This is a genomic window from Halomonas salinarum (assembly GCF_012062845.1).
GTDB lineage: Bacteria > Pseudomonadota > Gammaproteobacteria > Pseudomonadales > Halomonadaceae > Onishia > Onishia salinarum.
This window is the reverse complement of sequence record NZ_WWNB01000009.1, coordinates 1-25,201: the sequence shown is the minus strand read 5'-3', so window position 1 is coordinate 25,201 and position 25,201 is coordinate 1. Positions and strand designations below refer to the sequence as shown.

The following is a 25,201-nucleotide window of genomic DNA, read 5'->3' as shown; positions in this document are numbered from 1 at the left end:
CGCTGAACGACGAAGGCCCCGCCGGGCGGGGCCTTCGTGTTTTCAGGGCCTCGACGCTGTCGATCAATCCTCTTCGTCGTCGGCAAGCTCGCGGCCAAAGGCGCGCCACTGGGCAAGCGTCATCACCTCGGTCAGCTCGGTCTGCAGGTCATGGGCGATCAGCAGCTCGCCGTGCTCGAGCTGGCGCTTGAGCTCGGCGGACCAGCCACGCATGCCCTCGCCGGTATCGGTGGTGTCGTAACCCTGGCGGGTGACAAAGGCCTCGAGCAGAGCATCCAGGGTCTCGCCGGGCAACATGCGATAGGGAACTTCCACGAAACGGCTCATTCGGCCTCCTCATTGGCTGTCGGGTCGGGGGATTCACCGCGCTCCCAGGCGGCCAGGCGCTCCAGAAATTCGGACTCATCGATCACCGGCACACCGAGATCATTGGCCTTGGCAAGCTTGCTGCCGGCGGCTTCGCCGGCCACCAGGCAGGCGGTCTTCTTCGAGACGCTGCCAGCGACCTTGGCGCCCAGGGCCTGAAGCCGCGCCTTGCCTTCGTCACGGGTCAGCTGCTCGAGGGTGCCGGTCAGCACCCAGGTCTCGCCCGCAAGCGGCTGGGGCCGTTCGCCCACCGCCTCTTCCTGCCAGGTGAGGCCCTGGGCGATCAGCGCATCGATGGTCTCGCGGTTGTGGGGCTGGCGAAAGAAGGTGTGCAGATGGGCGGCGACGATCGGCCCCACATCCTCGACCCCCTCGAGATCGGCTTGTTCGGCAGCCATCAAGGCCTCGAGAGTGCCAAAGTGGCGCGCCAGGTTGTTGGCAGTGGCCTCGCCCACCTCGCGGATGCCGAGCGCATAGATGAAGCGCGGCAGCGTCGTGCGCTTGGCCTTCTCGAGCGCCGCCACCAGATTGGCCGCTGACTTCTCGCCCATGCGCGGCAGGCCGGCCAGATCAGCGGCGGTCAGGGTGAAGAGATCCGCCGGCGTTTTCACCCAGTCTCGCGCGACCAAGGCATCGATCAGCTTCACGCCGAGCCCCTCGATATCCAGGGCGCGACGGCTGGCGAAGTGCTTAAGGGCCTCCTTGCGCTGGGCCGGGCAGTAGAGCCCACCGGAACAGCGGGCCACGGCCTCGCCTTCCAGGCGCTCGACCTGGGACTCGCAGACCGGGCAGCACTCGGGAAAGACGATCTCCCGGGCATCCGCAGGCCGTTCTTCCTCGATTACCCTCACCACCTGCGGAATGACGTCACCGGCGCGACGGATACTGACCCGATCACCGATCTTCACGCCCAAGCGCGCGATTTCATCCTGATTGTGCAGGGTGGCATTGGACACGGTGACGCCGGCCACCGAGACCGGCGCCAGCCGTGCGACAGGGGTAATGGCGCCGGTACGCCCGACCTGAAACTCGACATCCTCGAGGGTGGTGAGCTGCTCCTGGGCGGGGAACTTGAAGGCAATTGCCCAGCGTGGTGCCCGGGCAACGAAACCCAGCTCACGCTGCGCTCGCAGGTCATCGACCTTGATCACCACGCCGTCGATGTCATAACCGAGGCGATCGCGCTTCTCGCCGAGGCGGCGGCAGTAGTCGATGATGCCCGTTGCGCCGCGCACCACGTCCAGTTCCGGGCTAACACGAAAGCCCCACTCCCGCAGCAGCGCCATCTGCTCACTATGGGTCGGGGTATCGATATCGGCGAGGCTCGACATATCCTGGCCAACCAGCTGATAGGCACTGAATTCCAGAGGGCGCTTGTCGGTAATACGCGGGTCGAGCTGACGCAGGCTGCCGGCGGCGGCGTTACGCGGATTGGCAAATACCTTGGTGCCTTCTTCGCGGGCCCGCTCATTCATGGCCTCGAAGTCGGCGTGGCGCATGGTGACCTCGCCACGCACTTCGAGTCGCTCCGGCCACTCTTTGCCGCGCAGTTTTAGCGGGACGGATTTCAGGGTCTTGAGGTTGGAGGTGATGCCCTCACCGGTATGGCCATCCCCGCGGGTCACGCCTGCATCAAGCTCCCCCTTGCGGTAGACAAGCGACACCGCCGCACCATCGAGCTTGGGTTCGCAGCAAAAAGACAGCGTATCTGGCTCGACCTCGAGCCGAGCGGCCACCCGGTGCACAAACTCGGCCAGCTCATCCTCATCGAAAGCGTTATTGAGCGACAGCATGGGGACGTTGTGCTGAACCTCGGGAAAGCCATCCGCCGGCGAGGCACCGACCCGCTGGGTCGGCGAGTCCGGCGTCACCAGCGCTGGATACTCGGCCTCGATTTCCTGCAGGCGGCGCAGCTTGAGGTCGTAGTCCGCATCGGTCAGCTGCGGCTCGTCGAGCACATAGTAGCGGTAGTTGGCATCATCAAGGGTGGCACGCAGCTGGGCCACCTCATCGTGGATCTTGGCGTCAGGCTGGTTCATGAAGGGGCGGCATCACGTCTGGTAAGCAAACGGCTATTGTAGGCGTATTGGGGCCGTGGCCCAAACGACACATGGGCTCCCGAAGGAGCCCATGTGAGAGGGTCGTACGGCAGATGTTGCCGATTCAGTTGACCTGGGTACGATGCAGCCGGTGGCGGCGTTCGAACTCCTGTACCCGCTCACGGGCGAAGCCGACGGTCTGCGCGGTCATCACGCTGTGGTTCTCGTCCTTCAGCTCGCCGCCCAGATGGCGCACGACGACCATGGCCGTTTCCACCATGGCCTCGAAGGCCGCCGAGCCATCGTGCGCGCCCGGCAGCGGCATCAGAAAGCTGATACCCGGCGTGGTGAAGTCATCGCCGTCAGCGATCGGGAAGGTTCCCGGCTTGATCACGTTGACCATCGAGAACTGGAGTTCGCTGTGCGGATCCTGCGTCTCGAAGCGATGGAATATCTGCATATCGCGGCAGTAGCGCAGGCCACAGACCAACATCAGATCCAAGAGGGCAGTTCCGGAGAATCCTTCCTCATCACGGGACATTACACTGATGACGACGATCTCTTCGGCGTTGCCCAGGGTCTCACGGGGGTGATCGACCCTGACGCTGGTGCGTAGCGCACTCTGGATCGTCGGATCCATGGGTACGTCGCTGTCCGTCGCGGCCATCGGCTCTTGTGCATACTCAGGTTCATGATCCGGCGCATAAGCCCTTTCTTGGGGTGCGTACTCTTGCGCTTCACCGTAGCGGGACTCTGCCGGGTGCGGGGCGCTAGGGGATGAGAACAGCGGATCACCGCCGTCACTTTGCGCAGTCGATCCGCGGCGGGCCTCGGCCTCCCGCTCAGCTTTTTCCTGCTGCTGGCGGCTGGCCTCGCGGGCCTTGCGTTCGGCCTTCTGGCGCTCGCGCTCCAACTTGTCCTTCTTGCGCTGCTCCTTACGGCTGGCCATCTTCTGCTGGAGGGAGGAACCCAAGCGTTGCACCGAGTCGCCGACCTTGGCTGAGCGTTCACGCAACGAGTCGGAGACGCCATCGAAGTCGACTATCCGATAGCGCTCGTCATCGTGATAGCCCTCATGATCCGCCGGATCGGCAGCCAGCCCGGAGAGGGTATCGTCATGAAATGCGTCTTGCTCCTCAGCCTCGATATTGCCATGGGCACTCTCTTTATCAGCCATGGCTTTATCGGCTCTCGCGGTGACCGCCGCTTCATCTTCTATCTGATCGTCAACCTGAGCGGGCCGAGCCATCTGTGGACGCTCACCGGATGGCGCCTGGCGCGTATCGGCGCGGGGGGCACCGTGAGGTTCCTGGCTATGTTCAAAGGAACGCTCAGCCGGGTGCTCAGCCCCGGCGGGCGACCCGAAGGCGGATGCTGACGTAGCCCTGGTGGTGCTCGGCGCACCTGTGTCGAGATCGGCTTGCCGCGAAGGGGCCTCGGCTCGAGAGCGCGCTTCCTCGGACTGGCTCTCCTGACGCCAATTGGCAAGCACCCTGGATGGCCCCGGGTGCTCCTGGCGCTGGAGCTTGGGTTTCGAGCGCACTTCATAGGCAGCGGGTTTAACCACCCGCGCGCCCCCATTGGGCAGCTCACTGCGCACTTGGGCGTCCCGAGCTTCCTGCTCAGGGTCGGTGTCTGCCCCCGACGCTGCATCGGTCGATGAAGCATCGACCTGATCCAGGCGGGGGACGCGACGCTGACGCTGCAAGCGACGTACACCATCGATCACGATGATGGTCACCAGCGCCAACCCCAGGATGATCAGCCACTCTCTAAGTTCCATGAGTCGTCTTGCCTGTCTGCTAGGGGCACCATGCCGGAAATATTAATAGCCATCAGCATAGCGCGATTACCAAAAAAAGGGCCATGTCTTTTTTGATTGTCAAGCAGCATTCATTGCATGACAGCATGTCGAATGGCCTGCGTAATCACCCTACGTATGCGCTCACCGACACCGTTCTTATCAGCCATCTTGTTACCCGCTTTGGCGATCAGGTGCAAGCGTCGCATTTCACCGACTCTCGCCATGCGCTGCTTGCTTCAAGCTTCGGCAAGCACTGCCGCTTCCTCAACACCCACCGATACCAGACGTGAAACCCCGGGCTCCTGCATGGTCACCCCCATTAAACGCTCACCGGCTTCCATGGCGATCTTGTTGTGGGTGATATAGATGAACTGAACGGTCGCGGACATTTCCTTCACCAGGTTGGCATAGCGCCCCACGTTGGCATCATCCAGAGGGGCATCGACCTCATCCAGCATGCAGAACGGGGCGGGGTTGAGCTGGAAGATGGCAAATACCAGCGATAGCGCAGTCAGGGCCTTTTCGCCCCCCGAGAGCAGATGAATGGTGCTGTTCTTCTTGCCCGGAGGTCTTGCCATGATGGCGACCCCGGTCTCCAGCAAATCCTCGCCCGTGAGGGTCAACCATGCGGTTCCACCACCGAAGACTTTGGGAAAAAGTGTCTGTAGACCGGCATCGACCCGATCGAAGGTGTCCTTGAAACGGGTACGGGTCTCCTGATCGATCTTGCGAATGGCCCGATCCAGGGTCTCCAGGGCCTCGGTCAGCTCGGCGTGCTGGGCCTCGAGATAGTCGCGCCGTTCGGCCTGCTGGTCGTATTCCTCGATGGCGGCGAGGTTGATGGCGCCGAGTCGGCGAATCTTGTCGCCCAGACCGTCGAGGCGCTCACGCCAGGCGGATTCGGTGGCATTGGGGTCGAGGTGTTCGGCCAGGGTATCGGCATCATGATTGAGCTCGGCGAGCTGTTCGTCCTGTGCGTCGGCCTTCAAGGCCAGTGCCTGCACCTGCATGCGCGCTTCCTGCAGACGCTCGCGTATGCCCTCCAGATTGCGCTCATGCTGCTGGCGAGCCAGTTCGTCCTCACGTAGCTGCTCGGTGAACTCGGCCGTCTTGTCGCGACAGGCGGTCAGGGCCCGCTCATCGCGATCGCGCTGGTGCAACAGCTCTTCAAGGCGCTCGCGATTCTCCTCGTCGGGCTCGCGCAGCATCTCGAGATTTTCCTCGAGCTCGGCGCACTTCTCCTCGAGCCTCGCACGGGATTCCTCGGCCCGCCCCTGCTGCTGACCGAGACCGGCCCGCTCGGTGGTCAGACGCTGATGATCCAGTGCCAGCTGCTGGGCGCGCTGGGCCAGCGGTCGCTGGCGAGTCCGCAGGGAGGCGAGTCGCTCCTGCGCCTCGCGGCGGGCACGTTCCAGCTGCTCGCGCTCGGCGCTATCGTCTTCCAGTTGCGCCATTGCCGCCTGCCACTGCTCGCGGGCTTCCTCCAGCGCCAGGGCCCGCTCTTCGCGCTGCTCCTCGAGACGCACGAGCTCCTCGTCGATCTCCCGGGCACGCGCTTCCTGATGCTCGAGCCGAGTGGCGAGGTTGGATTCGGCGAGGGTCCACTGCTGATGGCGCTCCTGCTGCTGTGCCTCGTCGCGCCGACATTGTTCGAGGCTCGCTTCGATCTCCTGATCACGGGCCTCGAGAGTGGCCAGCTGCTCATCCAGGGTGGAGAGCGTGGTTTCGACCTCGTCCAGTTCCGCGGCCACCTCGTCACGGCGACGGCGGCTGGTCAGCAGACTGTCGCTGCCCTGGGCCTCGCCGCGTCGACGCACAAAGCCCGGGCCAAGCCAAAGGCCAGCCGGGGTGACCAGGCTCTCACCCGGCGCAAGGCTTTCAACACGCGCCCAGGCCTCTTGTTCGTCAGCGGCGCAGTGGATACCCGTGAGCAACAGCGCCGCGGCGCCAGCGCCCTCTACCTTGGCGGCCAGCCCCTCTGCGGCGTCTCTGACCTCGCGCGTTGCATCCAGCAGCGCCAGGTCACCGAGTGCCTCGGTATTGGCGTCAGCATCCAGTGCCTGTCGGGCATGCGCCAGATCGACGAGGCGCGTATTGAGCCAGGGGGCGAGAATCCAGCCCACGACCTCTTCCCAGTCGGCGTCCACCGACAGCCGCTCTCCGAGACGGGGGGCCTCGTTGAGCCCGTGCCTGGCCAGATGCGCTTCCAGGGCCTCGTCGTGGTCGGCAAGCGCCGCCTCGATCAGGGCATCCAGCGAGGCCAGTTCGCCCTGCAAGCGGTTACGACGCTGGCGTTCGGCTTCCCGCTTCGCCTCGGCGTCGCGGCGTTCGTCACGGTTCTGCTGGCGGCGGTCCAGGGTCTGCTGGCGCTTGTCTTCCAGGGCCTCGCGCTCAAGCTCCGCCTCGGCCAGGCGCTCGGCATATTCGGCGCGCTGCTCACGAAGCTCAGAAGCATCGGGAAGCTCCGCTTGCTGCTGGCGACGGCGCTGCACATCGGCGGCCAACGACTCCACGCCCTGCTCGAGGTTACGCACCCGGTCCTGGGTGCGCTCGGCCTCGTGGCTTGACTGCTGATGGCGCTCGTTGAAGGCGTCCCAACGCTCGCTATGCTCGGTGTTGGCGGCCTCGGCTTCCTCAAGAGCCTCCTCGAGCTGCGCCAGTTCCTCGGCGACCTCTTCCTGTTCGGGCCCCAGGGTCTCGAGACGCTCATCCAGGGCCGCAAGGCGCTCCCCGTCGCTTTCGTTCACACGGTCGAGCTCGGCCAGTTCGGCACGGGCGCTCTCAAGATCCCGCGTCAGTTGTTGCTCGCGAGTCCGCGCATGCTCGAGGCTCTGCTCGAGGCGGGCGATGGCGGTGGTGGTCTCGTAGAAGCGGGCCTGATGGCCCTCGAGTTCCTCGGCGAGGCGGTCATGCTCGCTTCTCGCCTGCTCGAGGCGCGTCTCGCACTGGCGCGCACCCAGCACCTCACGCTCGACCCCGGTCTCGAGTTCACGGACGCGCCCCTCCTGCTCGGTCTGCTCGGCGCGCAGGGCGCGACCGCGCAGCAGCGCCAGCTCGCCCTTGAGGCGATACTCCTCCTGCTTGAGGGTCTGGTAGCGCTTGGCGGCATCGGCCTGGCGCTTCAGGCGCTCGAGCTGCTTGTCGAGTTCCTCGCGGATGTCGTCGAGGCGCTCCAGATTCTCCTGGGTGCGCCGCATGCGGTTCTCGGTCTCGCGACGGCGCTCCTTGTACTTGGAGATGCCGGCGGCCTCCTCGAGGGTCGAGCGCAACTCCTCGGGGCGAGCCTCGACCAGCCGCGAGATCATGCCCTGGCCGATGATGGCGTAGGAGCGCGGGCCCAGGCCGGTGCCCATGAACAGGTCGGAGATATCGCGGCGCCGACACTTCTGGCCGTTGAAGAAGTAACTGGACTGGCTATCGCGGGTGACCACGCGTTTGACGGCGATCTCGGCGTACTGGGCGTAGGCGCCGCCCATGCTGCCGTCACGGTTGTCGAACAAGAGCTCGATGGACGCCTGGCCGACGGGCTTACGCCCGGTGGAGCCATTGAAGATGACATCGGTCATTGACTCGCCGCGCAGCGTCTTGGCCGAGGACTCGCCCATGACCCAGCGCACGGCATCGATGACGTTGGACTTGCCGCACCCGTTGGGACCGACGATGGCGGTCATGTTGCTGTCGAAGGGCACGGTGACCGGGTCGACGAACGACTTGAAGCCGACCAGCTTGATGGACTTGAGCTGCATGGTTATTCGCCGGTCTCGCTGCTGCCCGCCTCGACCACTCGGTCAATGATCACCGCAACCGGGGCGTTCTCGCCGTCAACCGGCACCGCCTGATGCTCGCCGACCAGGTCGCCGGCCTGGGGCTCGGCCTGGCCGCTGGAGGAGACCCGCACCACCAGGCGCGCCTCATCCACCTGAGAGAGCTTGGCCATGGGGCTCATGGCATCATTATCATCGAGGCGCACGGTGAAGGGCAGATCGCGGACAGTGGCGCGCACGATCGCCAGCGGCGGACGCTCGCCGGCCACATCACGGGCCACCACGAAGACGCTGGCATCGGGGCCGACGCGCTCGGCGAGACGCTCATCCAGGCTCACCTGCACGCGGATGCCGGGACCGGCACTAGCGACCTGCTGGCTACCGACCTGCTGGCTATTGGCATTCTTGCTATCGCTTGCCTGACTATCGCTTGCCTGATTGTCGCCTGCCTGGCCCAGACGCGACTGCGCCACGGCGATGCCCTGACGCAGCGACTCGGCGGCGGCAGGATTGTTGAAGCCGGCCACGGCACGACGCCAGTAGTCGATGGCCTCTTCATAGCGACCATGATCGAAGGCATCGATACCCAGCATGCCGAGAATGGTCGGCTCGCGCGGATCCTTGTCGAGGGTCTCGTCGACCAGCGACTGCACCTTGTCGGTCAGCGTACGGTTGGCGGCGAAAAACTGGATCTGTGCCAACTGCGCGAGCAGCGATGGCTGACGGCCTTCCAGCGCGATCAGTCTCTCAAGTGCGTCGATGGCCTTAACCGACTGGCCGCGGTCGCGATAAAGCGGGAAAAGTGCGGCCCATACATTGGGATTCTCGGGCTGGCGAGCGGCCTCCTCTTCCAGGCGATCGATCATCATCGCAGGCGAACCCTGGGGATTCTGTCGCACGTCCTGCTGCGCGCCATAGAGTGCCAGATCGCCGGTAGCGCCCTGCTGGCTGTACCAGACGAAGGCCACCACGGTCACCAGTACCATGGTGATCGGTACCATCAGCCGGCCGGCGCCCGCCGCCTTGAGCGGGCGCTTGGCCTGGGTCTCGGTGTCCTCGAGCAGGCTGCGCTCGAGCTCCAGCCGGTCCTCGTCGAAGCGGGCGTCGCTGATTTCACCACGCTCGCGGGCGGCCTCCAGTGACGCCAGGCGACGATGATAGATAGCCAGATTCTGTTCGACGGTGCGATCAGCATCCTCGTAGGCGCGCTGGGCCTTGGCGAGGGCGCTGGCACGGCGCAAGGGCAGAGCCAGCAGCCATAGCGCCGGCAGCAGCAACACGGCCAGGGCGAGCCAGAGTAGGGTCATTCAGTGATCTCCCGATGCATCAGAGTGTCGATTGACCAGGGCGTCCAGTCGCGCGCGCTCCTCCGCGGAGAGCGCACGGGCCGAGGCACGCCGACGCCGTCGCACGATCAATGCCACCAGCACGCCGCCGAGCAGCACCAGCGCGGCGGGCAGGCCCCACAGCAGCAGGGTGCGATCTTCGAGGCGTGGGTTATAGAGCACATAGTCGCCGAAGCGGGCGACCATGAAATCCTGGATCTCGCGATCGCTGCGGCCTTCGCGCAGCAGCGCCGCGACCCGTTCGCGCATGTCCTTGGCGACCGGCGAGTCGGAATCACCGATCGCCTGGTTCTCACACTTCGGGCAGCGCAGGCCATCGGTCAATGAGCGATAGCGCTCGGCGGTCACCGGCGAGTCGAAATCGCGCACCTCGACCGCGGCCTGGGCCTGGTTAGCGGCAAGCCCCGCCAGCAGCGAAAGCGCCAGTGAAAACAGTATTGAGAAAACGAACGATACTCGCAGCGTCGCGGTGCCATGTCGGCTGAAAGCCGGCAATCCAAGCCGTCTTATTGCCATTTTCGCACCTCCGGCATGATGGTCTCGGTGACATCTTCTGGCGTGATGTAGCCGGTGTGGTGATAGCGGATCACCCCATTCGCATCGACCAGGAAGGTCTCCGGTGCTCCATAGACGCCAAGCTCGAAGCCAAGCTCGCCCTCAGGGTCGAATAGATTGACCTCGAAGGGATTACCAAACTCCTCGAGAAAGGCGCGGCCCTTCTCGCGGCTGTCCTTGTAATCGACGCCGACCAGCCGTACGCCGCGATCCGCGAGATCAAGAAGCTGCGGCATCTCCTGCTTGCAGGTAGGACACCATTCGCCCCAGACGTTGACCAGGGTGACCTCGCCTTTGAACAGCGAGGCGTCATAACTCGCCCCGGGATTCTCGAGGCTCGAGAGCGAGAAGGCCGGAAAATCCCGGGCCAGCAATGCCGAATCCCGAGCCGAGGGATCCAGGGACAGGCCGCGATACAGAAGCCCTGCCAAGGCGATGAAGACCAGCAGCGGAATGACCAGCAATAGACGACGCTTCATGCGCTTGCCTCCCGTGGTGCACCCAAGTGCGCGGCACCTTGATCCCCAGAAGACTGACCGCTGCGCGCCTTGACCCGCCGGCGGTAGCGCCGGTCAACGACCGCCACCAGACCACCGGCGGCCATCAGCAGCGCCCCCAGCCACAGCCAGCGCACGAAGGGCTTGTACTGAATGCGCAGCGCCCAGGACCCATCGCCCAGTTCCTCGCCCATCGCCACGTAGAGGTCTCGCAACAGGCCGGGGCGCAGGGCCACCTGGGTCATCGGCATGCCGCGGGCGATATACAGGCGCTTCTCGGGGTGCATGGTGAAGAGACTCTCCTCACCGCCACGGCTAACCGCAATGGTCGCGGTATCGGCCATGTAGTTGGGGCCACGCTGCTGACCCAGGTCGGTCAGGGTGAAGTCATAGCCCGCCACGGAGGCGCTTTCACCCACAGCAAGGCGCACGTTGCGCTCGACGTTATAGTTCGAGACCACGGTGACACCGACGATGGTCACCGCAAGCCCCAGATGGCCGAGCACCATGCCCCAGTAGGCCGGTGACAGGCGCTTCAGGGCCGCGACCGGCGACCCCGAGCGACGCGACTTGTCGATGAGATCACGTACCAGCGGCAGCACCACCCACAGCGCCGCGACCAGGCCGAGCGACACCCAGAGGTTCCACTCACCGCCATAGACCAGTGGCGCCAGCAGGCCGATCGTGAGCGCCAGTGCGCCGGAAAGCGCCAGGCGGCGTGCCATCTCGCGGCCCGCCATGGCCTTCCAGCGCGACAGCGGCCCAAGGCCCATGAACACGCACAGGATCACGGTCAGTGGCACGAAGAGCGCATTGAAGTACGGCGGGCCGACGCTGATCTTGCCCAGATCCATGGCATCCAGCACCAGCGGGTAGAGGGTGCCGAGCAGCACGGTGACGGTCATGATCACCAGCAAGAAGTTGTTGACCAGCAGCAATGCATCCCGCGACAGCCAGCTAAAGCTCACCGCATGGCTGACGCGTGGCGCGCGCAGGGCGAACACGAAAAGCGACGCCCCCACGGTGATGCCCAGCAGAGCGAGGATGAACATGCCGCGCGAGGGGTCGTTGGCGAAGGCATGCACCGAGGTCAGTACGCCCGAGCGGACCAGGAAGGTACCGAGCAATGACAGCGAGAAGGTGGTGATGGCCAGCAGCACCGTCCAGCTCTTGAAGGAGCCGCGCTTTTCGGTAACCGCAAGCGAGTGGATCAGCGCGGTGCCGGCAAGCCAGGGCAGCAGGGAGGCGTTCTCGACCGGGTCCCAGAACCACCAGCCGCCCCAGCCAAGCTCGTAATAGGCCCACCAGCTGCCCAGCGCAATGCCGACGGTCAGAAAGGCCCAGGCCACGTTGGTCCAGGGGCGTGCCCATCGGGTCCAGGCAGCATCGAGCCGACCGCCCAGCAAGGCGGCAATGGCGAAGGCAAAGACCACCGAGAAGCCCACATAGCCCATGTAGAGCATCGGCGGATGGATGATCAGGCCGACATCCTGCAACAGCGGGTTCAGGTCGGCGCCATCCTGGGGCGGCGTCGGCAGCAGCCGCGTGAAGGGATTCGACGTCACCAGCACGAAGGTCAGAAAACCTGAGCTAACGAGCCCCATGACGCCCAGCACGCGTGCCAGCATGTCGCTTGGCAGGTCACGGGAGAAGCAGCTGGCAGCAAACCCCCAGGCGCCGAGCATGAGGCTCCAAAGCAGTACCGACCCCTCGTGATTGCCCCAGACGGCACTGGCCTTGTAGTACCACGGCAGCAGTGAATTGGAATTGTTGGCGACATTGGCGACGCTGAAGTCATCGAGCAAATAGCTTGCGGTCAGGCAGGCGTAGGCGACCAGCAGGAAGAAAAGCTGCCCCGCCGCCATGGGCCGAGCGAAGGCCATCCATAGCGGGCGACGCGTCGCCGCCCCGGCCAGCGGTACCACCGCCTGTACCAAGGCCATCAGCAGAGCCAGGACCAACGCGAAGTGGCCGAGTTCGGGAATCATCTCAATCAGCATGGCAACTCCGGATTAGTAGGTGGCGCCGCCCGCACTCTCGGTGTTCTTGGCGGCGTCACCGTAGTCGGCGGGGGAATAGCCGGCGGCTTCCAGAGCGTCGGCAACCTCGCTGGGCATGTAGTTCTCATCGTGCTTGGCGAGCACTTCGCTTGCCATCAGGTGGCCCTTGCCATCGAGTTGCCCGACCACCACCACGCCCTGACCCTCGCGGAACAGGTCAGGCAGGATGCCGCTGTAGCGCACCTCGAGATCCTCGACGTAATCGGTGATCACGAAACCGACGTCCAGGCTCTCGGGGTCGCGGGCCACACTCCCTTCCTTGACCATGCCGCCGGCACGCAGGGTGCGCTGCACCGGCGCCTCGCCGGCGGCGATCTGCACCGGGCTGAAGAATAGATTGATGTTGCTGCGCAGGGCATACAGGGTCAGGCCGATCGCCATGGCGGAAAGCGTCACCAGCCCGAGAATGATAAAGAGCTTCTGCTTGCGTTTAGGATGCATCGTGGTCAGTCCTCGGGGTGGCGGTGTCGCGGCGTACTCGGCGCTGAATATCACGCAGCAGGCGATGATGCTCCGCCCGGGCATGGACCACGCTGCCCACCATCGCGAGGGCGGCAACCGCCCAGGCGGACCATACATAGGCGCCATGGCCGCCCATGGCGAAGAAGACGTCGAGGGAGTCGAAGGCCATCAGGCACCTCCAGCAGCGAGTTCACGCACCCAGTGCTTGCCGGCCTCGCGGCGCAAGATCTCATTGCGGGTACGCATCAGGGTGATGGCGATGAAGAAGGCATAGAAGCCCAGCACCATCAGCAGCAGTGGCCACCACATTTCGACCGGCATCGAGGGCCGCGAGGTGATCGAGAAGGAGGCCGGCTGGTGCAGGGTGTACCACCAGTCGACGGAATACTTGATCACCGGAATATTGATCACGCCGACCATGGACAGCACCGAGGCGGCCCGAGCCCCGCTGTCGCGGCTGGTGAAGGCGCCGCGCAGGGCGATCACCCCCACGTACAGGAACAGGAGGATCAGCATCGAGGTCAGACGGGCGTCCCAGATCCACCAGGTCCCCCAGGTCGGCATGCCCCACACCGAGCCGGTAAACAGCGCCACGAAGGTCATGGTCGCGCCCAGTGGCGCCATCACCGCGGCGGCCATATCGGCCACCTTGATCTTCCAGACCATGAACACCAGTGCCGCCACCGCCATGGAGACGAAGATCGACTGGGCGAGAAAGGCCGCCGGCACATGGACATAGATGATGCGAAAGCTGTCGCCCTGCTGGTAGTCGGCGGGTGCAAACGCCAGCCCCCAGACACTGCCGACAAGGATCAGCATCACCGCCAGAGACCAGCACCAGGGCAAGAGCCTGGCGCTGATGCCGTAGAACCACTTGGGAGATCCGAACTTATGAATGAACGCCCACATACCCTGAGATTCCTTAACCGTTGATACTGATGCGCAGCGACGCGGCGATGGCAAAGGGTGCCATCATCAGCGCCGCGCAGCACAGGGCGCCAAGAATCGCCAGATGCGGCCCCACCGGGTCGCCGATAATCGCCGCCTGGACGGCACCGGTGCCGAAGATCAGCACCGGAATGTTCAGCGGCAGCACCAGCAACGAGAGCAGCACGCCGCCCCGCGACAGCCCCACTGTCAGGGCCGCACCGATGGCACCAATCAGGCTCAAACTGATACTGCCAAGCGCCAGTGACAAAGACAGCACCAGATAGCTCTCCGCCGGCAGCGCCAGCAACAACCCCAGCAGCGGCGCCATCAGCGCCAGTGGCAAGCCGGTCATCAGCCAATGCACGCAGACCTTGCCCAGCACCAGCGCCGGCAGCGGCTGAGGCGCCAGCAGTAGCTGTTCCAGGCTGCCATCCTCATAGTCGGCGCGAAACAGCGCCTCAAGTGACAGCAGCGTCGCCAGCAAGGCGGCCACCCACAAAAGTCCTGGCGCAATGGTCGCCAGCAGCGCTGGCTGCGGCGAGATCCCCAGCGGGAACAGGGTGATCACCAGGGCGAAGAAGGCCAGCGGGTTCATGATATCGCTGCGCCGGCGCGCGGCGAGCGTCAGGTCGCGCTTGAGGGTGGCTGCCATTGCGACCCCCAGGCCACCCAAGGGTTCCACCGGCTCAACGCCGCGCACGCTTTCCGCATCAGTGCGGGACATACTCACCTCCTCCACCGAGCCTGATGCACCGCAAGGTCCCCTGAGCCGACAGATCATGATGGGTGGTCAGCAGCACACTGCCGCCCCGCGCAACATGGTCATGCAGGCGCTGCTCCAGCGCCATGACACCGGCCTTGTCGATGGCGGTGAAAGGCTCATCGAGCACCCATAGCGGGCGCGGCGTGAGTTCCAGGCGTGCCAGCGCTACCCGACGCTGCTGCCCCGCCGACAGTTGGGCGACCGGCAGATCCTCGAAGCCGGCCAAGCCGACCTCGCGAAGCGCCGCCAGGCGCGCCGCCTCACTCCCCGTCTCGCCAGCCAATGCCTGATACCAGGCAAGATTCTCAAGCGCCGTCAGTGCGGTCTTGATACCGGTCGCGTGCCCCAGGTAGACAAGATTGGACAGGAAGGCTTCGCGCACGCGGGAAAGCGGTGCATCACCCCAGTAAAGGTCGCCCTCGTAATCGCCGAGCTGCCCCGAGAGAATCTTCAACAGCGTGGTCTTGCCACTGCCGTTGGGCCCCTCGATGCGTACCAGCTCGCCGGGGCCGATTGCCAGATCAAGGTCACGAAACAGCATGCGTCCGTCGCGTTCACAGCTCAGGTTTCGCGCTTGCAGGCGAGCAGTCACGAGGGGTCTCCAAGGGTCAATAATCCGCTCGGCACTGTACACGGTACGGCCTTTTCTCGCCAGCAAAGGCCTTGCGGCAGCGGGTCGCACCGGCCAGTCTCGACGCGGTTTTACAGGGATTCCCTTGCCAGTCTCGCTGCCCTTGCTATGATGCAGAAGCATCGACGAAAATACTGTAAATAATAACAGCTTCTGAGCCCACAGCTCGCCCCGCCGCGCAAGGGAGAAAGATCATGCCGCACACCGCACCGCATTATCTGCACCGCCTGCCCAATCTGCCCTTAAGCAATGCCTGGGAAGAGATCACCGCCAACGACATGATCGAAGTGGAACTGCTCGGCAAGGTCGCCGCTGGCCTGCCCATCGAGGCCTGCCCCGAGCAATCCAGCGTTCTTATTCCCTCTCGCATGGTGCGGCGCAATACCTATGCCCTCAAGGTATGTGGCGATTCGATGATCGACTGCAATATCTTCGACGGCGATGTGATCATCATCGAGCGCCAGGAGAGTGCCGAAAACGGCGAGACGGCCGTGGTGATGATCAATGATCAGGAGGTGACCCTGAAGAAGCTCTATATCGAGAAGTCGGGGGTGCGGCTCCAGCCGGCCAACGAAACCATGGCCCCGATCTTTCTCAAGAACGATGATATCCAGGTGCTGGGCCTGGTGATGGGTGTCGTGCGACAGTCGGCTCAGGCGGCCTGATGCGCTACCCGATTCCCGATCTGGCGAGTGGCGACTGGCGTGAAACCGAGTTCGAGGTCGAGAAGAGCCGCTTTTTGACCTGGACTTGCCATGCCCCCGATGCCGCAAGCTTCGAGGCTCTGCTGACCGAGGCACGCGCTCGCCATCCCAACGCCAGCCATCATTGCAGCGCCTTCATTGCCGGCCCGCCCGGCGAGCAGCAGGCCATCGGCTTCTCGGACGACGGTGAGCCTGGCGGCACGGCCGGACGCCCCATGTTTCAGGTACTCGAGGGCGCCGGCATGGGCCAGGTGGGCTGCGTGGTCATTCGCTACTTCGGTGGTACCAAGCTCGGCACCGGTGGCCTGGCCAGGGCCTACGCCAAGGCTGTGGCGCAGGCCATCGAGACGCTACCGACTCGCGACTTCACCGAACGCACCCCGCTACGCATGAAGCTAGGCTTTGCCGGCGAAGCCGAGGCCCGGGCCTGGCTTACCGACCAGGACATCCCCGTCGAGCAGGCTGATTACGGCGCCGATGGTGTGGTGCTGACCGTCGGCTGGCCCGCGGATCGAAAAGCGGATTTAAGCGCTCTGGACAGTCGCCTCAAGGGGCAGCTCGAACAGCTCACCGACTGACGCGACCCAAGCGCATCACTCCTGCCTTTAAGCCCCCAGACAACAAAACGGCGCCCCGCGGGGCGCCGTTCTTGTTACTGGCCACAGTGCAGCCTGAGGGTCTCAACCCAGGTACTTGATCATCACGCCGGCGGCGACCGCCGAGCCGATCACACCGGCCACGTTCGGACCCATGGCGTGCATGAGCAGGAAGTTGTGAGGGTTGTACTCCAGGCCGACCTTGTTCGACACCCGCGCAGCCATCGGCACGGCCGACACGCCGGCCGAACCAATCAACGGATTGATCTCCATCTTGCTGACCGTGTTCATCAGCTTGGCCATCAGCACACCACAGGCGGTACCGATCGCGAAGGCAACGATACCCAGGCTCAGAATGCCCAGGGTCTCGACGGTCAAGAAGCGATCGGCGACCAGCTTGGAGCCTACAGACAGGCCAAGGAAGATGGTCACAATGTTGATCAAGGCATTCTGAGCGGTATCCGAGAGGCGCTCGACGACGCCGCACTCGCGCATCAGGTTACCGAAGCAGAACATGCCAAGCAGCGGCGCGGCATCCGGCAGGAAGAGCACCACCAGAATCAGCAACACCAGCGGGAAGCAGATCTTCTCCAGCTTCGACACCGGACGCAACTGCGTCATGACGATCTTACGTTCCTTCTCGCTGGTCAGCAGGCGCATGATCGGCGGCTGGATCAGCGGTACCAGTGCCATGTAGGAGTAGGAGGCCACGGCAATCGCGCCGAGCAACTCTGGCGCCAGAATGCTCGACACATAGATCGAGGTCGGGCCGTCGGCGCCGCCGATGATGCCGATGGCGGCCGCCTGCTTGAGCGAGAAGTCCATCCAGCCAAGCGAGGTCATGCCCACAGCACCGATCAGGGTGGCGAAGATGCCGAACTGAGCCGCCGCGCCCAGGAACAGCGTGCGTGGGTTGGCGAGCAGCGGACCGAAATCGGTCATTGCACCCACGCCCATGAAGATCACCAGCGGCGCGATGCCCGAAGCGATGGCCACGCTGTAGAAGTTGTAGAGCATGCCGTTGGCAAAGCCCACATCCTTGGCCACGTCCTCGGCGGCCCGCACCAGGTTCGGCGCGGTATCGCCGTGCACGGCTTCGGCAATGGCATGACGCACGGACTCGATCGACGCACCGGGCTCCAGGCTAATGCCCAGCACCTCCGCCATGCGCGCGAGCACTTCGGCTTTCGCCAGGTGCGCCGCCTGCTCGGCGGCGGACAAGGCAAGCCCGGCCTCGGGAATATTGGCGAGAATGCCACCGAAGCCGATCGGCACCAGCAATAGCGGCTCGAACTTCTTGTGGATCGCCAGATAGAGCAGCAGCAGACCGATGACGATCATCGCCGCTTGCCCCAGGCCCAGGTTATAGAGACCCGAGCCGTACCAGAGAGTCAACAGTTTATCCATGAATCCGAGCCCTTACAGGACGACCAGCGTATCACCCACGGATACGCTGTCGCCTTCTTTGACATTGACTGCAGAGACGCTACCGGCGCTCGCCGCGCGGATTTCGGTCTCCATCTTCATGGCCTCGAGAATGATGACTATCTCACCCTCGGCGACCTGATCGCCCGGTTTGACGTTGACCTTGAAGATGTTGCCCGCAAGCGGTGCGCTGATGGTCTCGCCGCTGGACTGTGCCGGCGCGGCTGGCGCGGCGGCCTGTCCGGCATCCCCCTTGGCCTGCACCTGGCCGATCTCGCCACCCTCGGAGACCTCGACCACATACTGCTTGCCGTTGACGGTAATGGTGTAGGTCTCGGGACCGGCAGCCGGCACCGAGGCGCCTCCTGCCTTTGCCGGCACGCCGGCAGACTGAGCCTCTGGCGCTTCGGGCGCGGGCTCGAAGGCCTCGGGGTTATCGCGGTTCTTGAGAAACTTGAGCCCGATCTGCGGGAAGAGTGCATAGGTCAGCACATCGTCGATGCGCCGCTCGCCCTCTTCAAGGCGAATGCCCTCTTCCTTGGCCTTGGACTCGAGCTCCTTGGTCAAGCGATCGATCTCGGGCTCCAGGCGGTCGGCAGGCCGGCAGGTAATCGGTTCCTTGCCTTCCAGTACCCGCGCTTGCAGTTCCTTGTTAAAGGCCGAGGGCGCAGCGCCGTACTCACCCCTGAGCAGCGCCTGGACCTCCTTGGAGATCGACTTGTAGCGCTCGCCCATCATCACGTTCATCACCGCCTGGGTGCCGACGATCTGCGAGGTGGGGGTGACCAACGGAATGAAGCCCAGATCCTCGCGTACCTTGGGGATCTCGCCGAGCACGTCATCCAGCTTGTCGCCGGCGCCCTGCTCCTTGAGCTGGCCTTCCATGTTGGTGAGCATGCCGCCAGGCACCTGGGCGATCAGGATCCGCGAGTCGATGCCCTTCAGCGAGCCCTCGAAGGCGGCATATTTCTTGCGCACCTCGCGGAAGTAGGCAGCGATGTCCTCGAGCAGCTCGAGATCAAGGCCCGTGTCGCGGTCGGTGTCCTTGAGCATCGCCACCACGGATTCGGTGGGGCTGTGGCCGTAGGTCATCGACATCGAGGAGATGGCGGTGTCGATATTGTCGATGCCGGCTTCGACGGCCTTGAGTGCCGTTGCCGTGGACATGCCGGTGGTGGCATGACACTGCATGTGAATGGGGATCGACAGTTCCTTCTTGAGCTTGGAGACCAACTCATAGGCGGTATAGGGGGCCAGCAGACCCGCCATGTCCTTGATCGCCAGAGAGTCGGCCCCCATGTCAGCGATCTGCTTGGCGAGCTCGACCCAACCATCGACGGTATGTACCGGGCTTACCGTGTAGGAGATGGTGCCCTGCGCATGACCGTCGTTGGCGCGAACGGCCTTGATGGCCCGTTCGAGGTTGCGCGGATCATTCATGGCATCGAAGACACGGAAGACATCGACGCCGTTAGTGCGAGCGCGCTCGACGAACTTGTCGACCACATCGTCGGCGTAGTGGCGGTAGCCCAGCAGGTTCTGGCCACGCAACAGCATCTGCTGCGGCGTGTTGGGCATCGCTTCCTTCAGGGCACGAATGCGCGCCCAGGGATCCTCACCCAGATAGCGGATACAGGAATCGAAGGTGGCTCCACCCCAGGATTCCAAGGACCAGAAACCAACCCGATCGAGTTTCTCGGCGATCGGCAGCATGTCATCAAGGCGCATGCGCGTGGCGAACAGTGACTGGTGCGCGTCACGCAGCACCACATCGGTGATGCCCAGTGGGCGTCGAGTCTCACTCATTAGGGTTTATCCTTATTCGATAATTCTGGCTGGCTGACGGACGGCGATGTTCACGCCCGAAAGCAATGTCGCGTGGCAGCGGTCCAACTAGCGGTGATGACGCTGACGGTATCGGTGCACGGCGGTACTGATGACCACCATCAGGTCATCATCCTGGGCGGCAGGCGCTTGCGCCCGCGGTGCGGCCTCCGGCTTGGCCGGCACCGGGGCCCAGCGAGAGACCAGCTTCGACATCCCGGTGGTAGCGATGACCAGCACCGTCAGGAAGACGAAGACAAAGCCCATGCCGAACACCATCAGCATCAAGCCTTCGTTCATTAGCGAGTCTTGCATAGTGAGCTCCCCTTGCTCGGTCGCGCCCAACCACGACTGGCCTGGGCATACTATTCAACTGGTACAATAACCTGCCTGAACCTACCAATAATGCAATGACACCATGGTTGAGCAGAACGTAGTTAATTTACTACATGAAGGCCGTATCGGCCTAGCGCCCATGGAGGGCGTAATCGATGTCCATACCCGCGCTCTGCTCACCGAGCACCCAGGCTTCGACTGGACGGTGACCGAGTTCGTGCGCGTGGTTGACGCGCGCTTGCCGCCGCGCGTCTTCTACAAGCACTGCCCGGAACTCGCCGGGGACCGCGTCATCACTCCCCACGGCATCCCGGTGCACCTGCAGCTACTCGGTTCGGACCCCGCGGCCCTTGCGGCCAATGCGCGTCAGGCAGTGAGCCTCGGCGCCGTGAGCATCGATCTCAACTTTGGCTGCCCCGCCAAGACGGTCAATCGTCACGACGGCGGTGCCTCGCTGCTGCGCGACCCGCACCGACTCGAGCGAGCCGTATCCGCCGTCCATCAAGCCGTCGATGGCGCCGTACCCGTTACCGCCAAGATACGCCTGGGCTTCTCGGACCGCTTGAAGGCGCTGGATTGCGCGCTGGCCGCCGAACGCGCCGGCGCCACCTCCCTGGTGGTGCACGCCCGTACCCGCGATGAGGGCTATCGCCCACCGGCCCACTGGGAGTGGATCGGTCGCATCCGCCATGCCTTGCGCATCCCGGTAATCGCCAATGGCGACATCTGGACGCTTGAAGACTACTGGAAAGCGCGCACGCTTTCCGGTTGTCCCGATGTCATGCTTGGCCGTGGCGCACTGGCGGACCCCTATCTGGCCCCGCGTATCCGCCACTGGCAAGCTACCAACGAGCGGCTGCCGGTTACCGAATGGGCGGCACGCGCCGAGATACTCTGCACCTACGCTGCATTGCAGCGTAGCACACTCCCAGAGCGTGTCGTGGTCTCGCTGCTAAAACAATGGCTCAACCATATGCGTAGCCGCGACCCCGAGGCCGCACGCCGATTCCAGGCACTGCGCCGCGAGACTCGCCTGGATCCCTTCCTGGCAGGTCTTGCCGCTGGTACTCCACGGGAAGCATCGAGCCTCGCTTCAGTCAGGCAGCCAACAGCGGCACTGGCGACCTGACGCCACTCGAGAAGCTTCAGGGCTTCACGCTTCAATCAACAAAGGCGGCGAGGAAGCGCCGGTAGGCATCCTGCGCGGCCCCCATGGCGACCGGCGCGAGATATACGGTCTGGTCAGGCTGACACTGGGCAAGCCGCGCACAGGCAAGCGGCGTGAGAGTGCCAAGCCTGGGGTAGCCGCCTACGGTCTGACGATCGTTTAGTAGTGCGATGGGCTGGCCATCCGGCGGTACCTGCACAGCCCCCAGCGCAATACCCTCTGAAATCATGCTACCTAGCCGGCATTCGAGCCTGGGACCGGTGAGTCGCACGCCCATGCGATCAGCGCGGGCATCGACCCGCCATTTGTCGTGAAAGGCACGGAAGAGGCTGGGGCCCGTGAAATCAGCAATCTGCGCGCCGGGAATCAACTCGAGTTTTGCCGGCGCCATATAATCAAGGCACTCCCGCTCGGGCACTGTTCTCCCCTCGCCGGTGGCGATGGCATCAACGACATTGGCGTCAACATGCAGCATCTCACCCTCGGCCAGCGGCTTGCCCTCCCCCGTATGGCCGCCCAACCCCTCGCGAGTCACGCAGGCAAGGCTGCCAAGGACCGGCTCATCCCGAAAGCCGCCGGCAACGGCCAGATAGGCGCGCACCCCCGCCTTGGGCGAATCGAAAGCCAACTGCACCCCCTTGTGCAGCGTGAACGCCTGCCAGGGGGCAAGGGGCTCGCCATCACAGGTCGCATTCAGGTCTGCGCCGCACAGCGCCAGGCGCAGGTCGCGCTCTGCGATCAGGGTCAACCCGCCGAGGGTAATTTCGAGCACTGCCGCTCCCCAGGCGTTGCCCAGTAGATAGTTGGCCCAGGCGAAAGCATGCAGGTCAGCAGGACCGCCCTGCGTCACCCCCAGGCGGCGCACGCCGAAGCGCCCGGCATCCTGCAGGGTGGCCATGGGCCCCGCTTTCTCTACGCGCAGAGCGTCCTTCCCCATGATCGTGGTGGCTTCATTCATGAGCGTCCCTCCTGTTGAGACGCCACTGGGCGCGTATCTCCCCCCAGGCGTTCGAACTCGGCCCGCTCGACCGGTTGGAAACGTACCCGGTCGCCGACCTGCAGAAAGCTCTGCTCGTCGCGATGCTGATCGAAGAGCGTGATCGGCGTGCGACCGATCAAGTTCCAGCCCCCCGGTGACTGGCGCGGATAGGCCGAGGTCTGGCGCCCGGCCACCGCCACACTACCGGCCGGCACCCGCTGACGTGGCGTATCGAGCCTGGGCATTTCAAGGCGTTCATCCAGGCGCCCCATGAAGGCGAAACCGGGAGCGAAGCCCAACGCAAAGACCCGATACTCTTGGCCGGCATGCAAGTCGATCAGCGCCTGCCGGTCGAGATCAGCGGCAGCCATCAGGCGCTCAAGCTCAGGGCCCACGCTACCGTCGTACCAGACCGGCAGTTCCTTGACGGCGCCTTCAGCCGCGGCGTCGTCCGGGCGCAAGTCGGCAAGAATGGTTGCCAGTCGCGCGCGGGCTTCTCCCGGGGTGAGCCTCACAGGGTCGTAGTGAACCAGCAGCGTGGTATAGGACGGCACCAGGTCGATCAGTGCCGGGCCAAACGCCTCTTCACAGCGACGGCACAGGGCCATCAGCCAGGGCATGTTGGCCTCATCGATAGTGTCGAAAAGGCGTACCAGCCAGGCCTCGACACCGGCATTCTCGAGACGTGGCAGCTTCATGAGGTGGCCTCGATATCCTGTAGCGCCTGGCGGATGGCCTTGACTGCGGCAATGGATTCCGGATTATCGCCGTGCACGCAGAGGGTATCCGCCTCGAGTACCAGCTCACTGCCACCAAACGCCGTGAGCGGCTTGCCGGTGGCGATACGCCGTGCCTGGTCGATGATCACCTCGGCGTCGTGGTGGACGGCGCCGGCTTCACGACGCGAGACCAGACGCCCCTCGGCATCGTAAGCCCGATCGGCGAAGGCCTCGAGCCACAGGCTGATGCCATGTTCAGCCGCCACGGCACGCGCCATCGAGGGATCGCGGGTCGCCATCACCATCAGAGGCAGTTGTGTATCGAAGGCACGCAGCCCCCGCATGACCGCCGCCAGCTTGTCGGGATCACGCATCATGTCGTTGTACAGGGCGCCATGGGGCTTCACATAGCCCAGCCGTGCGCCCTCGGCGTGGCACATCGCGCTCAGCGCACCGATCTGGTAAAGCACCAGGTTCTCGATTTCATCGCTTGAGCAAGCCATCGAGCGTCGGCCGAAGCCGACCAGGTCGGGATAAGCAGGGTGTGCGCCCACGGTAACGCCATGCTCAGCGGCCAGCCGGACCGTCGCACGCATGGTATCGGGGTCCGAGGCATGGAAGCCGCAGGCGACATTAGCCAAGTCGACGATCGGCATGACCTCATGGTCCAGCCCCATCTTCCAGGGACCAAAGCTTTCCCCCATATCGGCATTAAGCAGCAATGTCGTCATCGAGGCCTCGTTTCTATGGAATGTAATGATGACAATTTATCGGCAACGTAGCGCCAAATCACTTCAGCATCGGCCTGAACACCGCAGCCAGTGGCTCACGCAGCGTTTGGATAGCACTCAGCAACAGCGCCCACGCTTGATGTCGGCCCAATCGACGGATAGCGCCTGTCGCCCGTGTTGTCCGCGGTAGGGCGCAGGACGAGGCGACGTCCAGTCAGCGAGCAGGCTCTCTGCGACCGCATACACCTCGACACCCAGGGGGTGGCAAGTCGTCAGTGGATCACGAGCATCAGGGCCCCACAGATCGACCGACAGGTCACCGCCGGGACAACAGGAAAGGGCGCACAGCAGGTCAATCTCGGCAAAGAATTCAAGATAATCCCCCTGCCGTGCCGGGCTTGCCTTCATGAAGTACTGGTCATCCTCGTTAAGGCCGGTGCACTGGAAGACGTTGAGCACGTCGTGCACATCAAACTCCGTCAGCCCCCAGGGCTCGATGGCCCTGACCAGGTTCGAATGACAGTGAAAGTCGAAGTCCTCGCCGGTCAGCAGTCGATTGACGTAGGGATCGCAGCGCGTACCGAGCAGGTCGTGGACGCGGCCACCCTGCGTATCGATGCCATAGTCTGCGAGCGTGTCATCAATGATGGTGGCCATGGGCCGAAGGTAAGGCAAGGTCGACCAAAGCCGGTCGTAGGTACTGACATGGGCGCGCTGCAGCTGACGAGTACGAGAGGCCCACATTCGCTCGCGGGGATTATGCAGGTGCCACATGTTGAAATCGCCTACCTGAGCGCCTTCGGTCACCTTGATGCGAAAGATATGACCGGCCGGCACCTCCCATGCCAAACCATCACGCATCGGCACGGTATGAGTCGCCACCAGGCGGCGCTCGGATTGAGCGGCACTCAGCCCACTATAGAAGGCCTTGTCTACATCGAGGATAGACCCTTCGCTTGCCTGATAGGCCGCAGGCACCTTGGACATGAAACTCTCCTCGCGCCGAGAGGCGCCTTGGAACTGAGGGACGGCGCGACATGAGGCTCACGCCTTCTGTCAGCGGCGCGCGCTCAATACTCTCCTAAGCATCACACATACCGCCAATAACAGGATGCGCTCTTTACACAGACGATGGACACCACCGATCCGCGTGACAAGAGACTCTATATCCTGAAGCGTAACGCATGGCGCACTCACCGACAGGCTGAATGCTTAAGGTTGAAGGCGCTTGATGTCTCTTGAGGGCTTAAGGCAGGTGGGGAAGACGAGAAGCGACATGCATTGAGATTGAAGAAGGTCAAGGGAAAGGTCGAAAGGTCAGGGGAAAGGTCACAGCCAAAAACGTACGTTTCGTCCAGCCATAAAAAAACCCCGACCTGTAAGGGCCGGGGTTTCTTCAGTGTAAGTGCCTGACGATGACCTACTCTCGCATGGAGAGACTCCACACTACCATCGGCGCTAAGCGGTTTCACTTCCGAGTTCGGCATGGGATCGGGTGGTTC

Annotated in this window: 23 protein-coding genes and 1 rRNA gene; 3 read left to right on the top strand and 21 right to left on the bottom strand. The window is 63.9% G+C overall.

All coding sequences use genetic code 11. From position 1 onward, the window contains the following. Positions 1 to 63: 63 nt before the first annotated feature. The 13 genes from HF027_RS08245 to ccmA form a co-directional block, all read right to left on the bottom strand. Positions 64 to 327 (bottom strand): YheU family protein, encoded by a 264-nt coding sequence (locus HF027_RS08245; protein ID WP_168014625.1) that lies wholly within the window; start codon positions 325 to 327, stop codon positions 64 to 66. After that, positions 324 to 2,405: an NAD-dependent DNA ligase LigA gene (gene ligA, locus HF027_RS08240; RefSeq protein WP_168014623.1), complete on the bottom strand. Its 2,082-nt coding sequence runs from the start codon at positions 2,403 to 2,405 to the stop codon at positions 324 to 326. Before ligA ends, HF027_RS08245 begins: the two co-directional genes overlap by 4 nt. Before the next feature lie 124 nt (positions 2,406 to 2,529). Next, positions 2,530 to 4,188: a cell division protein ZipA gene (zipA, locus tag HF027_RS08235; RefSeq protein ID WP_168014621.1), complete on the bottom strand. Its 1,659-nt coding sequence runs from the start codon at positions 4,186 to 4,188 to the stop codon at positions 2,530 to 2,532. 257 nt (positions 4,189 to 4,445) lie between these two features. Continuing rightward, on the bottom strand, positions 4,446 to 7,955 hold the full coding sequence (smc, locus tag HF027_RS08230) for a chromosome segregation protein SMC (RefSeq protein WP_168014619.1): 3,510 nt from the start codon (positions 7,953 to 7,955) through the stop codon (positions 4,446 to 4,448). A gap of 2 nt (positions 7,956 to 7,957) precedes the next feature. After that, on the bottom strand, positions 7,958 to 9,280 hold the full coding sequence (gene ccmI / locus HF027_RS08225; RefSeq protein WP_168014617.1) for a c-type cytochrome biogenesis protein CcmI: 1,323 nt from the start codon (positions 9,278 to 9,280) through the stop codon (positions 7,958 to 7,960). Next, positions 9,281 to 9,835: a cytochrome c-type biogenesis protein gene (locus HF027_RS08220; RefSeq protein WP_168014615.1), complete on the bottom strand. Its 555-nt coding sequence runs from the start codon at positions 9,833 to 9,835 to the stop codon at positions 9,281 to 9,283. It abuts the gene before it with no gap. After that, the gene (locus HF027_RS08215; RefSeq protein ID WP_168014613.1) at positions 9,826 to 10,353 is read right to left on the bottom strand and encodes a DsbE family thiol:disulfide interchange protein; all 528 of its coding nucleotides are present in this window, start codon (positions 10,351 to 10,353) and stop codon (positions 9,826 to 9,828) included. Before HF027_RS08215 ends, HF027_RS08220 begins: the two co-directional genes overlap by 10 nt. Continuing rightward, on the bottom strand, positions 10,350 to 12,371 hold the full coding sequence (locus HF027_RS08210; protein ID WP_280730176.1) for a heme lyase CcmF/NrfE family subunit: 2,022 nt from the start codon (positions 12,369 to 12,371) through the stop codon (positions 10,350 to 10,352). Before HF027_RS08210 ends, HF027_RS08215 begins: the two co-directional genes overlap by 4 nt. A gap of 12 nt (positions 12,372 to 12,383) precedes the next feature. Continuing rightward, positions 12,384 to 12,872 carry a cytochrome c maturation protein CcmE gene (gene ccmE / locus HF027_RS08205; protein WP_136256028.1) on the bottom strand — a complete coding sequence of 163 codons (489 nt, stop codon included), beginning with the start codon at positions 12,870 to 12,872 and terminating at the stop codon, positions 12,384 to 12,386. Next, positions 12,862 to 13,062 carry a heme exporter protein CcmD gene (gene ccmD, locus HF027_RS08200; protein WP_168014611.1) on the bottom strand — a complete coding sequence of 67 codons (201 nt, stop codon included), beginning with the start codon at positions 13,060 to 13,062 and terminating at the stop codon, positions 12,862 to 12,864. The genes ccmE and ccmD overlap by 11 nt, the downstream gene beginning before the upstream one ends. Continuing rightward, positions 13,062 to 13,802, bottom strand: coding sequence for a heme ABC transporter permease (locus HF027_RS08195; RefSeq protein ID WP_168014609.1), 741 nt, complete (start codon positions 13,800 to 13,802; stop codon positions 13,062 to 13,064). The genes ccmD and HF027_RS08195 overlap by 1 nt, the downstream gene beginning before the upstream one ends. A gap of 13 nt (positions 13,803 to 13,815) precedes the next feature. Further along, positions 13,816 to 14,547: a heme exporter protein CcmB gene (ccmB, locus tag HF027_RS08190; protein WP_168014607.1), complete on the bottom strand. Its 732-nt coding sequence runs from the start codon at positions 14,545 to 14,547 to the stop codon at positions 13,816 to 13,818. After that, positions 14,534 to 15,178 carry a cytochrome c biogenesis heme-transporting ATPase CcmA gene (ccmA, locus tag HF027_RS08185; RefSeq protein ID WP_168014605.1) on the bottom strand — a complete coding sequence of 215 codons (645 nt, stop codon included), beginning with the start codon at positions 15,176 to 15,178 and terminating at the stop codon, positions 14,534 to 14,536. Before ccmA ends, ccmB begins: the two co-directional genes overlap by 14 nt. A gap of 233 nt (positions 15,179 to 15,411) precedes the next feature. Between ccmA and lexA the strand changes: the two genes are divergently transcribed. Both lexA and HF027_RS08175 read left to right on the top strand, forming a co-directional pair. After that, entirely contained in the window at positions 15,412 to 15,882 is a 471-nt protein-coding gene (gene lexA / locus HF027_RS08180) for a transcriptional repressor LexA (protein ID WP_168014603.1), read from the top strand. Further along, complete coding sequence (locus tag HF027_RS08175) at positions 15,882 to 16,499, top strand: IMPACT family protein (RefSeq protein WP_168014601.1); 618 nt, start codon at positions 15,882 to 15,884, stop codon at positions 16,497 to 16,499. Before lexA ends, HF027_RS08175 begins: the two co-directional genes overlap by 1 nt. A 102-nt stretch (positions 16,500 to 16,601) precedes the next feature. On the opposite strand, the gene HF027_RS08170 is transcribed toward HF027_RS08175, so the two are convergent. The 3 genes from HF027_RS08170 to HF027_RS08160 all read right to left on the bottom strand — a co-directional run bounded on the left by HF027_RS08170 (position 16,602) and on the right by HF027_RS08160 (position 20,081). Further along, positions 16,602 to 17,924, bottom strand: coding sequence for a sodium ion-translocating decarboxylase subunit beta (locus HF027_RS08170; protein ID WP_168014599.1), 1,323 nt, complete (start codon positions 17,922 to 17,924; stop codon positions 16,602 to 16,604). 12 nt (positions 17,925 to 17,936) lie between these two features. After that, entirely contained in the window at positions 17,937 to 19,748 is a 1,812-nt protein-coding gene (gene oadA / locus HF027_RS08165) for a sodium-extruding oxaloacetate decarboxylase subunit alpha (RefSeq protein WP_168014597.1), read from the bottom strand. An 87-nt stretch (positions 19,749 to 19,835) separates the two neighbouring features. Further along, a complete protein-coding gene (locus HF027_RS08160) occupies positions 19,836 to 20,081 on the bottom strand; it encodes an OadG family protein (protein WP_168014595.1) in 246 nt (81 codons plus the stop codon). Between the two features lie 160 nt (positions 20,082 to 20,241). Here HF027_RS08160 and HF027_RS08155 point away from each other — a divergent pair, with 160 nt between their 5' ends. After that, positions 20,242 to 21,231, top strand: coding sequence for a tRNA dihydrouridine synthase (locus HF027_RS08155; RefSeq protein ID WP_168014593.1), 990 nt, complete (start codon positions 20,242 to 20,244; stop codon positions 21,229 to 21,231). A gap of 31 nt (positions 21,232 to 21,262) precedes the next feature. Here HF027_RS08155 and HF027_RS08150 read toward each other — a convergent pair whose 3' ends face one another. The 5 genes from HF027_RS08150 to rrf form a co-directional block, all read right to left on the bottom strand. Next, positions 21,263 to 22,228, bottom strand: coding sequence for a 5-oxoprolinase subunit C family protein (locus HF027_RS08150; RefSeq protein WP_168014591.1), 966 nt, complete (start codon positions 22,226 to 22,228; stop codon positions 21,263 to 21,265). Further along, entirely contained in the window at positions 22,225 to 22,947 is a 723-nt protein-coding gene (pxpB, locus tag HF027_RS08145; RefSeq protein ID WP_168014589.1) for a 5-oxoprolinase subunit PxpB, read from the bottom strand. Before pxpB ends, HF027_RS08150 begins: the two co-directional genes overlap by 4 nt. Then, entirely contained in the window at positions 22,944 to 23,699 is a 756-nt protein-coding gene (locus tag HF027_RS08140; protein ID WP_168014587.1) for a 5-oxoprolinase subunit PxpA, read from the bottom strand. Before HF027_RS08140 ends, pxpB begins: the two co-directional genes overlap by 4 nt. A 117-nt stretch (positions 23,700 to 23,816) precedes the next feature. Next, positions 23,817 to 24,686 carry an urea carboxylase-associated family protein gene (locus tag HF027_RS08135; RefSeq protein WP_168014585.1) on the bottom strand — a complete coding sequence of 290 codons (870 nt, stop codon included), beginning with the start codon at positions 24,684 to 24,686 and terminating at the stop codon, positions 23,817 to 23,819. A 420-nt stretch (positions 24,687 to 25,106) separates the two neighbouring features. Further along, positions 25,107 to 25,201, bottom strand: a 5S ribosomal RNA gene (rrf, locus tag HF027_RS08130); the annotation flags it as partial.

What these genes read in the sequence shown, in the direction of transcription:
- HF027_RS08245 (WP_168014625.1), bottom strand. Translation starts at nt 327, where the DNA reads ATGAGCCGTTTCGTGGAAGTTCCCTATCGCATGTTGCCCGGCGAGACC.
- ligA (WP_168014623.1), bottom strand. Translation starts at nt 2,405, where the DNA reads ATGAACCAGCCTGACGCCAAGATCCACGATGAGGTGGCCCAGCTGCGT.
- zipA (WP_168014621.1), bottom strand. Translation starts at nt 4,188, where the DNA reads ATGGAACTTAGAGAGTGGCTGATCATCCTGGGGTTGGCGCTGGTGACC.
- smc (WP_168014619.1), bottom strand. Translation starts at nt 7,955, where the DNA reads ATGCAGCTCAAGTCCATCAAGCTGGTCGGCTTCAAGTCGTTCGTCGAC.
- ccmI (WP_168014617.1), bottom strand. Translation starts at nt 9,280, where the DNA reads ATGACCCTACTCTGGCTCGCCCTGGCCGTGTTGCTGCTGCCGGCGCTA.
- HF027_RS08220 (WP_168014615.1), bottom strand. Translation starts at nt 9,835, where the DNA reads ATGGCAATAAGACGGCTTGGATTGCCGGCTTTCAGCCGACATGGCACC.
- HF027_RS08215 (WP_168014613.1), bottom strand. Translation starts at nt 10,353, where the DNA reads ATGAAGCGTCGTCTATTGCTGGTCATTCCGCTGCTGGTCTTCATCGCC.
- HF027_RS08210 (WP_280730176.1), bottom strand. Translation starts at nt 12,371, where the DNA reads ATGCTGATTGAGATGATTCCCGAACTCGGCCACTTCGCGTTGGTCCTG.
- ccmE (WP_136256028.1), bottom strand. Translation starts at nt 12,872, where the DNA reads ATGCATCCTAAACGCAAGCAGAAGCTCTTTATCATTCTCGGGCTGGTG.
- ccmD (WP_168014611.1), bottom strand. Translation starts at nt 13,062, where the DNA reads ATGGCCTTCGACTCCCTCGACGTCTTCTTCGCCATGGGCGGCCATGGC.
- HF027_RS08195 (WP_168014609.1), bottom strand. Translation starts at nt 13,802, where the DNA reads ATGTGGGCGTTCATTCATAAGTTCGGATCTCCCAAGTGGTTCTACGGC.
- ccmB (WP_168014607.1), bottom strand. Translation starts at nt 14,547, where the DNA reads ATGTCCCGCACTGATGCGGAAAGCGTGCGCGGCGTTGAGCCGGTGGAA.
- lexA (WP_168014603.1), top strand. Translation starts at nt 15,412, where the DNA reads ATGCCGCACACCGCACCGCATTATCTGCACCGCCTGCCCAATCTGCCC.
- HF027_RS08175 (WP_168014601.1), top strand. Translation starts at nt 15,882, where the DNA reads ATGCGCTACCCGATTCCCGATCTGGCGAGTGGCGACTGGCGTGAAACC.
- HF027_RS08170 (WP_168014599.1), bottom strand. Translation starts at nt 17,924, where the DNA reads ATGGATAAACTGTTGACTCTCTGGTACGGCTCGGGTCTCTATAACCTG.
- oadA (WP_168014597.1), bottom strand. Translation starts at nt 19,748, where the DNA reads ATGAGTGAGACTCGACGCCCACTGGGCATCACCGATGTGGTGCTGCGT.
- HF027_RS08160 (WP_168014595.1), bottom strand. Translation starts at nt 20,081, where the DNA reads ATGCAAGACTCGCTAATGAACGAAGGCTTGATGCTGATGGTGTTCGGC.
- HF027_RS08155 (WP_168014593.1), top strand. Translation starts at nt 20,242, where the DNA reads ATGGAGGGCGTAATCGATGTCCATACCCGCGCTCTGCTCACCGAGCAC.
- HF027_RS08150 (WP_168014591.1), bottom strand. Translation starts at nt 22,228, where the DNA reads ATGAATGAAGCCACCACGATCATGGGGAAGGACGCTCTGCGCGTAGAG.
- pxpB (WP_168014589.1), bottom strand. Translation starts at nt 22,947, where the DNA reads ATGAAGCTGCCACGTCTCGAGAATGCCGGTGTCGAGGCCTGGCTGGTA.
- HF027_RS08140 (WP_168014587.1), bottom strand. Translation starts at nt 23,699, where the DNA reads ATGACGACATTGCTGCTTAATGCCGATATGGGGGAAAGCTTTGGTCCC.
- HF027_RS08135 (WP_168014585.1), bottom strand. Translation starts at nt 24,686, where the DNA reads ATGTCCAAGGTGCCTGCGGCCTATCAGGCAAGCGAAGGGTCTATCCTC.